14 protein-coding genes and 1 tRNA gene are annotated in these 14,589 nt (G+C 71.3%); 5 read left to right on the top strand and 10 right to left on the bottom strand.

All coding sequences use genetic code 11. The features are described 5' to 3' along the window. Positions 1-97: 97 nt before the first annotated feature. The 7 genes from VGX25_RS01725 to VGX25_RS01695 form a co-directional block, all read right to left on the bottom strand. The gene (locus tag VGX25_RS01725; RefSeq protein ID WP_326915715.1) at positions 98-769 is read right to left on the bottom strand and encodes a DivIVA domain-containing protein; all 672 of its coding nucleotides are present in this window, start codon (positions 767-769) and stop codon (positions 98-100) included. An 18-nt stretch (positions 770-787) separates the two neighbouring features. Next, the gene (gene pth / locus VGX25_RS01720) at positions 788-1,375 is read right to left on the bottom strand and encodes an aminoacyl-tRNA hydrolase (RefSeq protein WP_326915714.1); all 588 of its coding nucleotides are present in this window, start codon (positions 1,373-1,375) and stop codon (positions 788-790) included. Positions 1,376-1,408: 33 nt separating this feature from the next. Then, positions 1,409-2,053, bottom strand: a complete 645-nt coding sequence (locus tag VGX25_RS01715; RefSeq protein ID WP_326915713.1) for a 50S ribosomal protein L25/general stress protein Ctc — start codon at positions 2,051-2,053, stop codon at positions 1,409-1,411. A gap of 428 nt (positions 2,054-2,481) precedes the next feature. Beyond that, entirely contained in the window at positions 2,482-3,462 is a 981-nt protein-coding gene (locus tag VGX25_RS01710) for a ribose-phosphate diphosphokinase (RefSeq protein WP_326915712.1), read from the bottom strand. A gap of 5 nt (positions 3,463-3,467) precedes the next feature. Next, positions 3,468-4,961, bottom strand: a complete 1,494-nt coding sequence (gene glmU / locus VGX25_RS01705) for a bifunctional UDP-N-acetylglucosamine diphosphorylase/glucosamine-1-phosphate N-acetyltransferase GlmU (protein ID WP_326915711.1) — start codon at positions 4,959-4,961, stop codon at positions 3,468-3,470. 69 nt (positions 4,962-5,030) lie between these two features. Next, a complete protein-coding gene (locus VGX25_RS01700; RefSeq protein ID WP_326915710.1) occupies positions 5,031-6,944 on the bottom strand; it encodes a GGDEF domain-containing protein in 1,914 nt (637 codons plus the stop codon). A 23-nt stretch (positions 6,945-6,967) separates the two neighbouring features. Next, positions 6,968-7,038: transfer RNA gene (locus tag VGX25_RS01695), tRNA-Gln, on the bottom strand. 228 nt (positions 7,039-7,266) lie between these two features. On the opposite strand from VGX25_RS01695, the gene VGX25_RS01690 reads away from it, so the two are divergent. Both VGX25_RS01690 and VGX25_RS01685 read left to right on the top strand, forming a co-directional pair. Further along, complete coding sequence (locus VGX25_RS01690; protein ID WP_326915709.1) at positions 7,267-8,223, top strand: acyl-CoA desaturase; 957 nt, start codon at positions 7,267-7,269, stop codon at positions 8,221-8,223. A gap of 14 nt (positions 8,224-8,237) precedes the next feature. Then, a complete protein-coding gene (locus VGX25_RS01685; protein WP_326915708.1) occupies positions 8,238-8,837 on the top strand; it encodes a TetR/AcrR family transcriptional regulator in 600 nt (199 codons plus the stop codon). Positions 8,838-8,843: 6 nt separating this feature from the next. Here the strand turns inward: VGX25_RS01685 and VGX25_RS01680 are convergent, their stop codons facing one another. Together VGX25_RS01680 and VGX25_RS01675 are read right to left on the bottom strand one after the other, a co-directional pair. After that, positions 8,844-9,056 (bottom strand): hypothetical protein, encoded by a 213-nt coding sequence (locus VGX25_RS01680; RefSeq protein ID WP_326915707.1) that lies wholly within the window; start codon positions 9,054-9,056, stop codon positions 8,844-8,846. Positions 9,057-9,369: 313 nt separating this feature from the next. Next, complete coding sequence (locus tag VGX25_RS01675; protein WP_326915706.1) at positions 9,370-10,587, bottom strand: PQQ-dependent sugar dehydrogenase; 1,218 nt, start codon at positions 10,585-10,587, stop codon at positions 9,370-9,372. Between the two features lie 406 nt (positions 10,588-10,993). Between VGX25_RS01675 and VGX25_RS01670 the strand changes: the two genes are divergently transcribed. Together VGX25_RS01670 and VGX25_RS01665 are read left to right on the top strand one after the other, a co-directional pair. Continuing rightward, positions 10,994-12,205, top strand: coding sequence for a hypothetical protein (locus tag VGX25_RS01670; RefSeq protein WP_326915705.1), 1,212 nt, complete (start codon positions 10,994-10,996; stop codon positions 12,203-12,205). 73 nt (positions 12,206-12,278) lie between these two features. Continuing rightward, entirely contained in the window at positions 12,279-12,608 is a 330-nt protein-coding gene (locus VGX25_RS01665; RefSeq protein ID WP_326915704.1) for a cupin domain-containing protein, read from the top strand. A gap of 106 nt (positions 12,609-12,714) precedes the next feature. Here VGX25_RS01665 and VGX25_RS01660 read toward each other — a convergent pair whose 3' ends face one another. After that, entirely contained in the window at positions 12,715-14,052 is a 1,338-nt protein-coding gene (locus VGX25_RS01660) for an endo-1,4-beta-xylanase (RefSeq protein WP_326915703.1), read from the bottom strand. Between the two features lie 284 nt (positions 14,053-14,336). Here VGX25_RS01660 and VGX25_RS01655 point away from each other — a divergent pair. Next, positions 14,337-14,589: hypothetical protein (locus VGX25_RS01655; protein ID WP_326915702.1), on the top strand; the 253-nt coding region annotated here is incomplete at its 3' end.

Below are 14,589 nucleotides of genomic sequence, written 5' to 3'. Positions count from 1 at the left end.
CGTGCGGATGTGGGTTGATTGTGGCTGGGTGCCGTCACGGTCCCCCGAGGTTCCGTCGCTCGGCCCAAGACTTCCACGACGATCCAAGAACCAGGCCCTAGCCCTCCCGGTGGCGCAGCTCCCACAGCCAGGCGTCGATGAGCGTGTCGACGACGTCGGCGTGGTAGCCCTGGCCGGTGAAGAAGGTCCGGCTGAGCTTGACCCTGGCCAGGTCGTTGGAGGTGGGGCCGTCGACCCGCTCGATCGCCGCGGCCAGCAGCTTGGCCAGCTTCTCCACGTCGCCGGGCCGGTAGCCGCGGGCGCCGGGCGGCGCGGGCGGCAGCGGTAGGGACAGGATGTCGCCCGGCGGGGCGGCCTCCAGGTCGTCGTCGGGGTCGTGGCGCACCGGCTGGGTGGCCGGAGTGGTGTCCACCACCGGCAGCGAGGGGGGCTGGGTGAACGGCATCGGATGGGTGTCCTCGGCCGGGTAGTGCGGCCGGGGCGGCACCGCCACCCGCTGCGCCCGCGCCCGCAGCTCCAGCGTGGCGACGACGGTGTCGAGGAAGGCGTCGACCTGGTCCTCGTGGTAGCCGCGCTTCATCAGTGGCGCGGCCTCGAAGACCACCGCGCGGACGTCCTCCGCGGTGAGCGTGTCCTTGCCGGCCAGGGTGGCCTCGATCCGGTCGAGGAAGTCGTCGACCTGGTCCTCGTCGTAGCCACGCTTGCCGAGCGGCGCCTTGTCGAACACGACGTCGTGCACGTCCGCCTGGGTCAGCGGTTTGCCGTCCATCCCGCGCGTTGCCTCCGGTCAGCCTGCGTGGAACACGTTCTGTGCGGCCTCGAGGCCCATCCGGACCAGCGCCTCCACCGCGTCCGCGCACCGATCGACGCCGAACGCGAGCTCCCTGCGCTCGGCCGCGGAGAAGTCGCGGAGCACGAAGTCGGCGGGGTCCATCCGTCCCGGCGGCCGGCCGATCCCGAACCGCACCCGATGGTAGTCCCTCGTGCCGAGCGACTTGGTGATCGAACGCAGTCCATTGTGGCCGTTCTCGCCGCCGCCGAGCTTGAGCCGCACCGTGCCGTACGGCAGGTCCAGCTCGTCGTGCACCACCACCAGCCGTTCCGGCGGCACCTTGAAGAACCGCGCGGCCCCGACCACCGGCCCGCCCGAGGTGTTCATGAACGACCGGGGCTTGACCAGCGCGACCCGGTGGCCGCCCAGCCGGCCCTCGAGCAGGTCCGTTCCCGTCCGGTGCGCCTTGAACCGCCCGCCCATCCGGTCGGCCAGCTCGTCGGCCACCAGGAAGCCGATGTTGTGCCGGTTCCCGGCGCACCGCGGACCCGGGTTGCCCAGCCCGACGACCAGCGTCGGCTCGTCCGTCGATTCGTCCACCATCGGCCCGTCGCCTCCCGGCCGGTCGGGCGGGGGTCAGCCCTCGGGCTGCTCGCTCGGCGCCGGCGCCTCGGCCTCCACGCCCTCGGCAGCCTCGGCCTCGCCCTCCGCGGGCTCGGCGCCGAGCTCCTCGGCGGTCGGCGCCACATTCACCGCGACGACCAGCGCCTCCGGGTCGGTGGTCAGCGTCGCGCCGGACGGCAGCGCGATCTGCCCGGCGAGGACCTGCGTGCCCGCCTCGGCGCCGTCGATCGAGATCTCGACGTGCTCGGGGATGTGCAGCGCCTCGACCTCGACCTGGATCGTCGTCAGGTCCTGCGTCACCAGCGTGCCCGGCGCGGCCTCGCCGTTGACCACGATCGGCACGTCCACCGTGACCTTCTCGCCACGCCGGACGAGCAGCAGGTCCACATGCTCGATGTAGTTCTTGATCGGGTGCGTGGTGACCGTCTTGGTCAGCGCCAGCTCGCTCTCGGCGTTCCCGATGTTCAGCGTCAGCACGGCGTTGTGCCCGTGCTCGCGGACCACCCTGGCGAACTCCAAGGCCGGCAGCGCAAGATGCTTGGGATCGGAGCCGTGGCCGTACAGCACCGCGGGGATCTTGCCGGCGCGGCGGGTGCGGCGTGCGGCGCCCTTGCCGAACTCGGTGCGCGGCTCGGCGGCGAGACGGACCTCGGACACGGTGGTGCTCTCCTTGCGTGGTGGCAAACTCGGGGCGGCGGTGGTCTGCGGCGCTGGTGCGAACGCGTGGCATCGCATCCGCCGCGTCGATCACGCCGGGCGCACTGCCCGCCCTCGCCGAGACAACCCCGACAGTTTACGCGCCGCCCCAGCTCCCGTTCACCGGGGTCAGACAGTGTTGAAACTCGGGCAAGGCTGTGCTTGTTAGCTCGGGCAAGGCCGCCCTGTCGCCTTCGGCGAGCGGCCTTGGGTTGGGTTGGTTGGGGGGTTGCGGGCCGGTGTGGGGGTTGGGTGTCGTGGGTGGTTGGGTGACGACGCCTGCGGGCAGGGGCTCGTTCCTCGCCCTGCCCTGGTCGTCGTGTGGCGGCCGCCCTCGCCAAAGATTGGTCGACCCCAGCGACACTTCCAGCGACACTGTCGAACACGCGTTAGGCGTTGCCGTCGAACAGGCTGGTCACCGAGCCGTCCTCGAAGACCTGCTGGATGGCGCGGGCCAGGAGGGGGGCGATGGACAGCACGGTCATGCCGGGGAAGCGTTTGGTGTCGGGGATGGGCAGGGTGTTGGTGAAGATGACCTCGCGGGCGCCGCATTCGGCGAGCACCTTGGGGGCGGGGCCGGACAGCACGCCGTGGGTGGCGGCGACGACCACGCCGGCGGCGCCCTCGTCGAGGAGCTGCTCGACGGCCTTGGCGATGGTGTTGCCGGTGTCGACCATGTCGTCGACCACGATGCAGAGCCGGTCGCGCACCTCGCCGACCACCCGTTTGGCCACGACATCGTTGGGGCGCAAGGGATCGCGGGTCTTGTGGATGAACGCGATCGGGTAGCCGCCGAGGTCGTCGGCCCACTTCTCGGCGAGCTTGGTGCGGCCGGCGTCGGGGGAGACCACGGTGAGGTCGCCGCCGTCGTAGGTCTGGCGAACGTAGGAGGCCAGCAGGGTCTGGGCCAGCAGGTGGTCGACCGGGCCGTCGAAGAAGCCCTGGATCTGCGCGGTGTGCAGGTCGACGGTCATGATCCGGTCGACGCCCGCGGTCTTGAACAGGTCGGCGATGAGCCGGGCGGAGATCGGCTCGCGGCCCTTGTGCTTCTTGTCCTGCCGGGCGTACGGGTAGAACGGCATGATCGCGGTGATCCGCTTGGCCGAGGCGCGCTTGAGGGCGTCGACCATGATCAGTTGCTCCATGACCCACTGGTTGATCGGCGCGCAGTGGCTCTGGATGACGAACGCGTCGGTGCCGCGCACGGACTCCTCGAACCGGACGAAGATCTCACCGTTGGCGAACTCGTACGCCGACTGCGGCGTGATGCCCACGTTGAGGTGCTTGGCGACCTCCTCGGCCAGCTCGGGATGTGCCCGCCCGGAGAGGAACATGAGGTTCTTCTTCGGCGTGCCGGATTTCGCGGCCATGCTGATCATCCCTCGTCGTCCTGGTCTGAACCAACTCCATTCTCGCTGGTCGCGGCGTCGAGCGCGCGGCGGGCCGCCTCCGCCGACGGCGTGCCCGCGCGGTGCTTGAGCACCCACTCCTCGAGGTTGCGCTGCGGCCCGCCGGACACGGCCAGCGCGCCGGGCGGCACGTTGCGCCGGATCACCGCACCGGCGCCGGTGTACGCCCCGTCCCCGATGCTGACCGGGGCCACGAACATGTTGTCCGAGCCGGTGCGCGCGTGCGACCCGACCACCGAGCGGTGCTTGGCCACGCCGTCGTAGTTGACGAACACACTGGCCGCGCCGATGTTGGTGTGCTCGCCGATCGTCGCGTCGCCCACATAGGACAGATGAGGCACCTTGGACCCGGTGCCGATCTCGGAGTTCTTCACCTCGACGAACGTGCCGATCTTGCCGCGCTCGCCGAGCACGACGCCCGGCCGAAGGTAGGCGAACGGACCGACGACGGCGCCGGCGCCGATCCGCGACTCCCGGCCGTGGGTCCTGATCACCTGGGCGGCGGCGCCGATCTCCATGTCGGTCAGCGTGGTGTCCGGCCCGATCACCGCGCCCTCGCCCACCACGGTCCGCCCGCGCAGCTGCACCCCGGGCTCGATGACCACGTCGCGGTTCAGCGTGACGTCGGCGTCCACCCAGGTGGTGGCCGGGTCGATCACGGTCACCCCGGCCCGCATCCACGCCTCGACCAGCCGGCGGTTGAGCTCCGCGCCCAGCGCGGCCAGCTGCACCCGGTCGTTGACGCCCGCCACCTGCCACGGGTCGGCGCACACCAGGGCGCCCACCCGGTGCCCGTCGGCGCGGGCGATGCCGATCACGTCGGTGAGGTACAGCTGACCCTGGGCGTTGTGTGGGGCCAGCCGGGTCAGCGCGCCGGCCAGCACGCCGGCGTCGAACACGTAGATCCCCGAGTTGATCTCGGTGATGGCCCGCTGGTCCTCGGTGGCGTCCCGGTGCTCGACGATCCCGGTGACCGCGCCCGCGTCGTCGCGCAGGATCCGGCCGTAACCCTCGGGGTCGTCGACGACGGCGGTGAGCACGGTCACCGCGTTGGCCGCGGCGGCGTGCTCGGCGAGCAGCGCGGCCAGCGTGGCCGTGTCCAGCAGCGGCACGTCGCCGTAGGTGACCAGCACGGTGCCGGACGCCGGCGCCGGGAGCGCGCCGAGGCCGCACGAGACGGCGTGCCCGGTGCCAAGCTGCTCCTCCTGCACCGCAATGGTGATCTTCTGATCAAGCCCGCCGGCCAGCCCGGCCAGGTGCTCGCCGACCTTGTCCCGGCCGTGCCCGACCACCACCGCGAGGTCCGCGGGGGACAGCCCGGCCGCGGCCCGGATCGCGTGCTCGATCAGCGATCGGCCGGCGATGCGGTGCAGCACCTTCGGCGTCGCCGAGCGCATGCGGGTGCCCTCGCCGGCGGCGAGGATGATCGTGCTGAGGCGGGTGTGGCCACCCTGAGGCATCGGACGCTCTCCATACACATAGACACGAACGACACCGTCCGCCGGGCGAACGGGTCCGGTAGAGCGATCCTACGGTCCCTCGGGCAGCACCCACGCGGGGTCGGCCCGCGGCGAGAGCGGGGACGCGGTGGGGGGATGGTGGGCGGGTAAGGACAAGTCGATCTCGCCGAGCTCGTCGTCGGTGATCGGGCTCAACCCGTTGCCGTTGGCGGAGATTCCGCCCGCAACGGTGGTGTCGCCGGACGATCCGGCTGGCGCGGACACGATGTCGTTGCCGCCCTTGCGCTTCGCCTGGTACATGGCCGCGTCCGCGCGGGCCAGCGCGCGGGCCGCGGTCTCCTGCGGGCGCAGCGACACCACGCCGACGGACAGGGTGACGCCGTGCGACAGGTCGCGGGGCAGCGCCGCGACCGCGGACACCGCGCGGCGCAGCGCGGCCTCGGCGGCGTGCAGCGGGGCGCCGGGCAGCAGCGCGATGAACTCGTCACCGCCGTACCGGGCGACGATGTCGTTGCCGCGCAAGGTATCCCGGATGGTGCTGGCGATCACGCGGAGCACGTCGTCGCCCGCGGCGTGCGACATCCGGTCGTTGACGTCCTTGAACCGGTCGAGGTCGATCAGCGCGATGGCCAGCGGGTGGTTGGCCGGCGAGGCGGCCAGGCTCTCCAGCTTCTCGTCGAGCGCGCGCCGGTTGGCCAGGCCGGTGAGCGGATCCTGCAGCGCCTGCCGCTCCACCGCGGCGTGCCGGAAGGACAGCCGCTCGTGCTCACGCCGGGCGTTGAGCGTGGTGATCCGCGACTCCCTGGTGGCCCACAGCGCCTCCTCCAGCTCGGTGGCGTACTGCTCGAGGGCGTTGGTGGTGCGCTCGCCGCCGTCGGTGCCGGACAGCCGGGCGAACTCGCGGATCAGGCACAGCCGCAGCGTGCGCTCGGACGCGTCGTCCAGCCGCTCCCGGACGTCGCCGAGCACCTTGATGGCCTGCTCGGTGTGGCCCTCGGCCTCGAGGCAGCGGGCAAGGGCGATCGACACGAGGATCAGGTCCCGCGGGTACAGCGGGGTGTCCAGCAGCCGGGTCAGCCGCTCCACGTACATGCTCGAGTGGTGCGCCAGCGCATGCGCGGAGGCGATGACCGGGCACAGCGCCGGCTCCGCCTGGTCGGGACGGTCGAGCAGCAGCGCCTCGACCGCGGTCGCGATCGCCGCCGCCGTGGTGAACCGGCCGATCGCCTGGGTGGTCTCGCCGATCCGCTCAAGCCGCAGCCCCCAGCCGAGCAGCAGCCGGGCCCGGTTGACCAGCGCCACGGAGATCATCTGCGGGCCACCGCTGTCCCGGATGAAGCGGTGCGCTCTGGTGATCACCTTGTCGGCGACCTCGTACACGCCGAGCTGGGTGAGCACCAGCCCGATGTCCATCAGGGTCTCGGCCATCAGCACGTCGGAGGTGCGCCGGCCGAGCACCGCGTCCGGGGTGACGTCCTCGTCCAGCAGGGCCAGCGCCACGGCGACCTCGGACAGCGCCTTGTCCTCGGCGCCGACCAGCAGCTGCCGCCGGCCGCGCAGCGCGTGCGCGTCGGCCTGCAGGATGACCAGGCCGTGCCGGCGGGTGTGCGCGAGCAGCTCGTCGAGCAGCGGCTCGGCCGAGTCGGCCACCGTGCTGTCGCCGACCCGGACCAGGATCGCCGCCCGCAGCAGCTGGGCGACCATGCGCGGCTCGCCGCGATGCTGGGCCTCGGTGAGCAGCCGGTCCAGCTCGTCGGCGCGCCGCTGCCGCTCGTCGTCGGCACCGGAGTGGTCGGCTTTGGCCACCAGCTCCCTGGCGCGACCGACCAGCCACGCGTCCGACCGCTCGGCCAGCGCCGGCAGTGCGGGGTCATCGCCGGCCCCCTGCGGGGACCCCACCCCCACCGGGCCGTCGTGTGCCGAGTCGCCGTCCACGCTCGCGGTCCACCCCTTGGTCGGCCCTGCCGTCGTGTGCGTCGTCATGGTTCTCCCGCGCGGTCGCTCCGCTCCGCCGCCAGGATTCGAACCTGAACCATCAGAACCAAAATCTGAGGTGCTGCCTTTACACCACGGCGGATCAGCTGCGGGATTTCGGGTACCCCGCGTTCCAGCATGACATCGTGGCACGACCACCCACCCCAGGTCAGCACCGGCCTGAGGATTATCTGGCGCCGCGTCCGATCGGGTGTTACCTGGGTCACACTGCGTGGCCGGTGGTCACTCAAGGGTCTGGCGCGCGGGCCACCGGTCAACCTACGCTGTCGTAAGTTAGGTCGTCCTTACTAGAAATCAACGAGGTTTGCCAGTGACCACAGTCCTCGACCAGACCACCGGAGCACACAGCGCCCGCGGACCCAAGCCGCTCGTCGAAGGTCGCCGCAACCTGGCCACCCAGATCGCGGTGTACATCTTCATCCTGGTGCCGTTCGCGGCACTGATCGCGGCCGTGCCGCTCGCCTGGGGCTGGGGGCTGACCTGGGTCGACGTCGTGCTCTTCTTCGCGTTCTACTGGCTGACGCTGCTCGGCGTCACGGTCGGCTACCACCGGCACTTCACCCACGGGTCGTTCAAGGCCAAGCGGGGCATGCGGATCGCGCTCGCGCTCGCCGGCAGCTTCGCCGTGCAGAGCCCGCCGATCACCTGGGTCGCCGACCACCGGCGGCACCACGCGTTCTCCGACCGGGAGGGCGACCCGCACTCGCCGTGGCTGTTCGGCACCTCGCCGTTGGCGCTGGCGCGCGGCTTCTGGCACGCCCACATGGGCTGGATCTTCGAGCGGGACGTGACGAACAAGCAGCGCTTCGCCCCCGACCTGCTGGCCGACCCGGACCTCGTGAAGGTCAACCGGCTGTTCGTGCTGTGGACGACGCTGACGTTCCTGCTGCCTGCCGCGCTCGGCGGGCTGCTGACCTGGTCCTGGTGGGGAGCGCTGACCGCGTTCTTCTGGGCCGGGTTCGTCCGGGTGGCGATCCTGCACCACGTGACCTGGTCGACGAACTCGATCTGCCACATGATCGGCGAGCGGCCGTTCGTGTCGCGGGACAAGGCGGCCAACTTCTGGCCGCTGGCGATCCTGTCCGGCGGGGAGTCCTGGCACAACCTGCACCACGCCGACCCGACCTGCGCCCGGCACGGGGTCAAGCGCGGGCAGATCGACATCTCGGCGCGGGTGATCTGGCTGTTCGAGAAGCTCGGCTGGGTGTACGACGTCCGCTGGCCGACGTCGCAGCGCCTGGCCCGGATCACCGCCGGAGCTGAGTAGTCCTGCGCGTCCGCATGACCGGCAGCCAGCGCCGGGAACAGCTAGTGGACGTGGCCAAGGCCCTGTTCGCCGAGAAGGGCTTCGACGGCGCCTCGGTGGAGGAGATCGCCAACCGGGCGCGGGTGTCCAAACCCGTGGTCTACGAGCACTTCGGCGGCAAGGAGGGCATCTACGCCGTCGTCGTCGACCGCGAGATGCAGGCCCTGCTCAGCCGGATGACCGCGGCGCTGACCGAGGACGCCCACCCGAGAGCGCTGCTCGAACGCGCCGCCGGGGCCCTGCTCGACTACGTGGAAAGCTCCGCGGACGGCTTCCGGATCATGGTCCGCGACTCCCCGGTGGCGATGGCGACCGGCACGTTCTCCAGCCTGCTCGGCGACATCGCCAGCCAGGTCGAGCACATCCTCGCCCGGCAGTTCGGCGCCCGCGGCTACGACCCGCGGCTGTCGGCCCTCTACAGCCAGGCCCTGGTCGGCATGGTCGCGCTGACCGGCCAGTGGTGGCTGGAGGTCCGCGAACCGAAGAAGGAGGAGGTGGCCGCCCACCTGGTCAACCTCGCCTGGAACGGCCTGTCCCACCTCGAGCACGAGCCGACCCTGCGCGAGCGCGGCTGACCCCGGCTACTCCGCATCGAGAACCTCGTCGACCTCTGCGTCGGTGACATCCTCGATGTTGAAGTGTTCGAACAGCTTGGTCCACCGGAGGTCGTGCTTCGTGAGCCTGCGATGCATCTTGTAGATCGATTCACTATGGGAAGCCTGCACTTCCTTGATCTCCTTGACATCACCTTCGAGCGAGGTGATCCGGCGGTCGAGTGTCTTGAGCGTTGTCATGCGTTTCATCGTGGCTCCCCGTCGCGGATCGAGTGGCTGACGTGAGGTGCTCTGTGGACAGCCGACCTTCCTGTGGATAGCTGGCCGATCGCGGCGGTCGGAGACTTGACAGAGCGTCTGAATGACTCCTCGGTGAGCGCCTTATCGATCTCCTCGGCCGTAACCCGGGAAGGCCGGAGTGGTCGAGGATCATTCTGATCATGAGCGTGGTCTCCACTGAGATCCGGCGGAGCTCGCGGAGTTGGGCACGACTGTCGAGCTTGCGTTGTGGCACGGGTGGATTCTGGCAAGCGACGAGTGGCGTGGGGGCGGATCAGGTTGGCGTCACTCGAAGGAGTTTGTCGTCGTCGCCGTTGGTGGTGGTGAGGTAGAGGGCGCCGTCGGGGGCGCGGCGGGCGGCGCGCAGGCGGCCGTAGCGGTCGTTGAGCTCCTGGGGGATGGCCACCGAGACGACGTTGCCCGGCTCGTCGAGGGTGAGCACGAGGAGCTTGGCGCCCTTGAGCGCGGTGATCACGAGCGCGCCGTTGAGGGTGCCCCACTGCGGGCCGGACAGGAACTCCGCCGCGCAGATCGCCTCGGTCGTCTCGCCGGACTGCCAGATCGCCGGCACCGCGTCGGGGAACCGGTCGAGGTCGGTCATCGGGACGGACTCGTCGTAGCGGTTCCGGTTCGCGCCGCCCTTCGACGGGTCCCAGCCGTAGTTCGCGCCGGCCTTGAGCAGGTTCACCTCGTCGTTCTTGTCCGGCCCGTGCTCGGCGGTGAAGATCTGGTCGGTGCCCGGCCGCAGCGCCACGCCCTGCACGTTGCGGTGCCCGTAGGTGTAGATCCGGGAGCCGGGGATCGGGTTGCCGGGGGCGGGCTCCCCGGTGTTCAGGTCGATCCGGAGCACCTTGCCGCCGAGGATCTCGCGGCTCTGCGGGATCAGCGGGTTGGACGCCGAGTCGCCGGTGCCGACCAGCAGCGCGCCGTCCGGGGCCAGCACCGGGCGGCAGCCGGAGTGCCGGCCGCTCGGGTTGACCGGCAGGCCGGTGAGCAGCTCGGCGACCCGGGTGGCGATCTGCTCGTCCTCGGCCAGCCGCCAGGTGACCAGCCGGACGTCGGCGGCGCGGCCGTTCTCGGTGTGCGTCTGGCAGGTGGTGAACCGGCGCGAGGTGGCGAAGTCGGGGTGCACCACCAGGCCCATCAGCCCGCCCTCGCCGCGCACCAGGACGTCCGTGGTGTCCGCCTTGACCTGGGTGACGGCCGCGCCCGGCGCCCCGTTGGACAGCAGCACGAACTTGCCGGGCCGCTGGCTGACCAGGATCTTGCCGTCCGGCAGGAAACCGAGATCCCAACCGTGCTGCAGGCCGGCGGCAACCTCCTCCACCCGGAAGCCCGGGGTCGTGGCCCGGCTCGGCTCGGTCACGGTGGTCGGCGGGCCACCGTTGGCGGAGCTCGCCGGGACCGGCACCTGCCCGACTCCGGCGCTGCTCGAACACGCCGACAGCGCGGCGGTCGCGGCGGCGACCAGGGGAAGCAACCTGTGGCGCATGGGGCCAGAATGCCCGGACCGACGTCGTAATCGTGTGTGGATTCGGCAACGGGTAAGGAGCGTGGCATGAGCGACTGGGCGGACTTCCGGCAGAACCGGCAGATCAGGGAGCTACAGGACGAGCTGTCGGTGGTGAACTCCTCGCTGGCGTCGGCGCGCTCGTCGACGAGGCGGCTGCAGGCCGAGCTGTCCACGGTCACCGGGTCGCTGGAGCACCGGCTCGACCGGCTGTCCGCGGCGTTCGACGCGTTCGTGGAGATCAGCGACTTACGCATCACGCTCGCGCTGTTCGACGCGCACGCCGGGGGTGCGGCACCGCGCCCGCCAGATGCTCGGCGAGAGCCCGATGCCGGGTGGGAGCGGGGACGCGGAGGGGGGACGGTGGGCGGGTACAAAGGAGTCCGATGTGGACGGTTACTGGCTGGCGCCCGCGCTGGCCGGCGCCGAGGCGACTGTGGACGGCCGGCCGGCGGCGGAGCACCTGGAGCTGGCCAGGTCCCGGGACGACCGCCGCGCGACGGTGTTCCACGTGCTGGCCACCGCGCTGCTCGGCCGGCCGGACGAGACCGCGCTCGGCGCTGCGCTGCCCGAATTGGAGGTCAACGTGCCGCGGTACCAGCGGGCACTGTGGACGCTGGCGGCCGACGGCCACCTCGGCGCCGACGGGCGGGCCCTGCTGCTCCGCCGGGCCGGCGACACCCTGGCCACACTGTCCGATTCGGACACCGAGGAGGCGGTGGCCGCGTGGCGGCGCGCGGTCCGGCCGGAGCGGGACGTCGTGGCCACGCTGCCCAGGGAGCTCGGCCGGGCCGAGGACCTGATCGGCGCGCTGGACGCGTGCGAGCGGCTGGCGGTGCTGCGGCACTGGGTCGCCGGCGCCCTTGCGAAGGCCGACGACGTCGCCGACGAGGTCGACCCGGTGGTCAGGCGGACCCTCGAGCTGCTGGTCGACGAGGGCAGCCCGGTCGAGCTTCCGTTGCTGGTCCGGGAACGCCGGCTGCGCCAGGTGATCGAGGGCAGCGGCGACGGCGAGCCGGAGAGCTGGGACACCCCGGTCGGCGCGCTGGTCGAGCTGCTGCGGGCGGACGCCGTCGACGAGGACCGGCCGGGGCGCCGCGCGCTGGCCGTGCGGATCTGCGCGCCGCACATCCTCACGGCCGCCGACCGGTTCGCCGAGCGGGCCCGAACGCCGCTCGGCGAGCAGACCAGGGCGCGCACCTCGCTCGGGGAGCTGATGATCACCCCCGCCGGGCCCGTGCCGACCTCCCTGGACACCGCGATCCGGCGGGCCACCGCCGCGCTCGTCGTCGACGGCAGGCGGCGCCGGGTCGGCTACACCGCCGCGGCCATCGGGCTGCTGCTCGCCCTGCTGTCCCTCGTCGCCGGGTGGGGCTGGCTGGTGCCGGCGCTCGCCGCCGGCGCGCTCGCCGGCGCGCAGCTGTGGCGGGACCGGACCGAGCGGGCCGCCGCCGCCGAGCACCGGGCGAGCACGGAGGCCACGCTGCGCGCGGACGCCAACCGCAGCGTCGAGGCGCTCACCCGGGCGCGGGCGGAGCTGACCCGCCGGCGGTCCCGGATCGACGAGGACCTCGCCGCGCTGCGCGCGTCGTTGTCCTGACACCTGCCGACAAGACAAGACCGCTCTACTCCGATGCGTGGCGTGATCGAGGCCACTAGGGAAAGCTGTCCACATGCGCAAACTGTCGTTGGACGCCGTTGCCCGCGAGCAGTTGAAGAAAGCGACCGAGAACACCCAGCGGCGAAGCGCCAAAACGGTGTTCGGCGGCCACGAGCACGTGCTCAGGCAGAGCGTGATCGCCCTGGCCGCGGGGGCGGTGATGGCCGATCACCTGAGCCCCGGCGAGGCCACGCTCCAGGTGCTGCGCGGCCGGATCCGGCTCACCGCCGGCAAGGACAGTTGGGAAGGCCGCACCGGCGACCTGTTGGACATCCCCGGTGCGCGCCAGTCGATCAAGGCCCTGGAACCCTCGGTCGTGCTGCTCACGGTGGTCAAGCCCTGAGCGGCGAAGGGGTCCGGGGCTGAGCCTCGGTGGGGTCCGGGGGCTTGCCCCAGAAAGGATGAGGCGGCTTTCCTCACACCCACGATGAGGAAAGCCGCCTTCGTCGCTATGCGGCGGTGCAGGAACCGAGCGTCGGGGCGGTCCAGTTCCCGTTCGTCAGCACGGTGAAGCCGAAGCTGGTCGTGGCGCCGGCGGCGAGGTTCGCGGTGCCGGGCCGCATCGTCATGACGTTGCCGCTGGTGTCCCAGCTCGGGGTGCCGTTCCAGGTGGCGGAGATCCGCTGGGGGGACCGCACGGTCACCGTGGTGACCCAGGAGGTGATGGCGGTGCCGCCCGCGCGAACGGTGACCTGGCCGTTGAAGCGGTCGCCCCACCGCTGCGTTTCCTGGTAGGAGACGGTGCACGTGGCGCCGCCACCACCTCCGCCGCCACCCCCGGGGGTTCCACCCAGCGCGGTCAGCACCGCGTTGTAGGCCGGCTTCTTGGTGTAGTTGCCGTCGAACAGCAGCGGCGTGCCGCCGGAGCGCCAGGAGTACTTGTCGGTCACGCCCCAGACGGTGATGCCGGTGCAGCGGGAGACGGCCAGGCACGCGTTGACCACCCGGCTGTAGTTGTTGGCCTGGGTCGTGCCGGAGCCCTCGATGTCCAGCTCGGTGATCTGGACGTCCACGCCGAGGTTGGCGAAGCGCTGCAGGTTCTGCTGGTAGTCACCCGGCACCGGGGACTGGCTGTTGAAGTGGGACTGGAAGCCGACGCAGTCGATCGGCACGCCGCGGTTGCGGAAGTCCTGCACCATGGCGAACACGGCGTTGCTCTTCGCGTTCACCCCGTCGGTGTTGTAGTCGTTGTAGCAGAGCTTGGCGTTCGGGTCGGCGGCGCGGGCCGCGCGGAACGCCTCCTCGATGAAGCCGTTGCCAAGCTGCCGCTGGAACACCGAGTCGCGCCGGGCGCCGCTGCCACCGTCCTGGAACGCCTCGTTGACCACGTCCCAGGAGTGGATCTGACCGCGCCAGTGGCCCATCACCTGATTGATGTGGTTGACCATGGCCGAGCGCACGGCGCTGCCGGTCAGGTTGCTCACCCAGCCGGGCAGCTGCGAGTGCCACACCAGGGTGTGGCCACGGATGCGCATGCCGCGGCCGCGGGCATGGTTGGTGATCCGGTCGGCGCTGGCGAAGCTGAACGAGCCGGGGGACGGCTCGACCGCCTCCCACTTCATCTCGTTCTCCGGCGTGACGCTGTTGAACTCGGTGTTCAACGTGTTCACGTAGTCCGACTCGCCGAGATGGTTGGCCGCCACGGCGGCGCCGAAGTAGCGGCCCCGCTCGGCGGCGGCGGCCCCGAGCGTGCTGGCCGCGCTCGCCGTGCCGGACAGCCCGACGAGCCCGCCGGCCACGAGCGCGCCGAGCACGCCGGCGGTGAGGGCAGTTCTGACGGTTCGCAACGCTGAGCCACCTCCTTGTAGCTGTCAGCAACATCTCGTCCGAGTATGACCGCAGCGTCGAAGCTTCGTCAACATCGAACTTCCGGAAGACTTCCGGTAGGAGAAGTAGGTATCTACGACGGAGGACTTCCGCTCATGTAGTTCGGCGGCCGTTGTGCGGGTTCCGAAAATTTCGGAGTTGTTCCGCAATTCAGGATGCTTCGGTTCGGACTGTCGGGCCCCGGTCGTAGGCTGGGTAGTGAGAACCCCTCGCCCGGTCTCGTCCCGGGCAGGGGTATGTCCGCATGTCCGACAGGGGGATGCTCGTGACTCGAGTCGGCCCGCTCGCGGGGCTCCTCGACGCTGTCCTGCCCGATCCCGCACTGACCGCCCTGATCGAGGCGGCCGGGGCGCCGGCCCTCGAGATCGAGGGCACGCCCGCGGCCCGCCCGCTGGTGGTGGCGGCGCTGGCCACCAGGACGCCGGTGCTGGTGGTCACCGCGACCGGGCGGGGGTCCGACGAGCTGACCGCGGCGCTGACCGACCTGCTCGGGCCCG

This window comes from Actinophytocola sp., assembly GCF_035942955.1.
Lineage (GTDB): Bacteria > Actinomycetota > Actinomycetes > Mycobacteriales > Pseudonocardiaceae > DASYTH01.
The sequence above is the reverse complement of the archived record's forward strand: the minus strand, read 5'-3'. Positions and strand labels throughout refer to the sequence as shown.

Coding starts and splice junctions, on each gene's coding strand:
- VGX25_RS01725 (WP_326915715.1), bottom strand. CDS start 769: ATGGACGGCAAACCGCTGACCCAGGCGGACGTGCACGACGTCGTGTTC.
- pth (WP_326915714.1), bottom strand. CDS start 1,375: ATGGTGGACGAATCGACGGACGAGCCGACGCTGGTCGTCGGGCTGGGC.
- VGX25_RS01710 (WP_326915712.1), bottom strand. CDS start 3,462: ATGGCCGCGAAATCCGGCACGCCGAAGAAGAACCTCATGTTCCTCTCC.
- glmU (WP_326915711.1), bottom strand. CDS start 4,961: ATGCCTCAGGGTGGCCACACCCGCCTCAGCACGATCATCCTCGCCGCC.
- VGX25_RS01700 (WP_326915710.1), bottom strand. CDS start 6,944: ATGACGACGCACACGACGGCAGGGCCGACCAAGGGGTGGACCGCGAGC.
- VGX25_RS01685 (WP_326915708.1), top strand. CDS start 8,238: ATGACCGGCAGCCAGCGCCGGGAACAGCTAGTGGACGTGGCCAAGGCC.
- VGX25_RS01680 (WP_326915707.1), bottom strand. CDS start 9,056: ATGACAACGCTCAAGACACTCGACCGCCGGATCACCTCGCTCGAAGGT.
- VGX25_RS01675 (WP_326915706.1), bottom strand. CDS start 10,587: ATGCGCCACAGGTTGCTTCCCCTGGTCGCCGCCGCGACCGCCGCGCTG.
- VGX25_RS01665 (WP_326915704.1), top strand. CDS start 12,279: ATGCGCAAACTGTCGTTGGACGCCGTTGCCCGCGAGCAGTTGAAGAAA.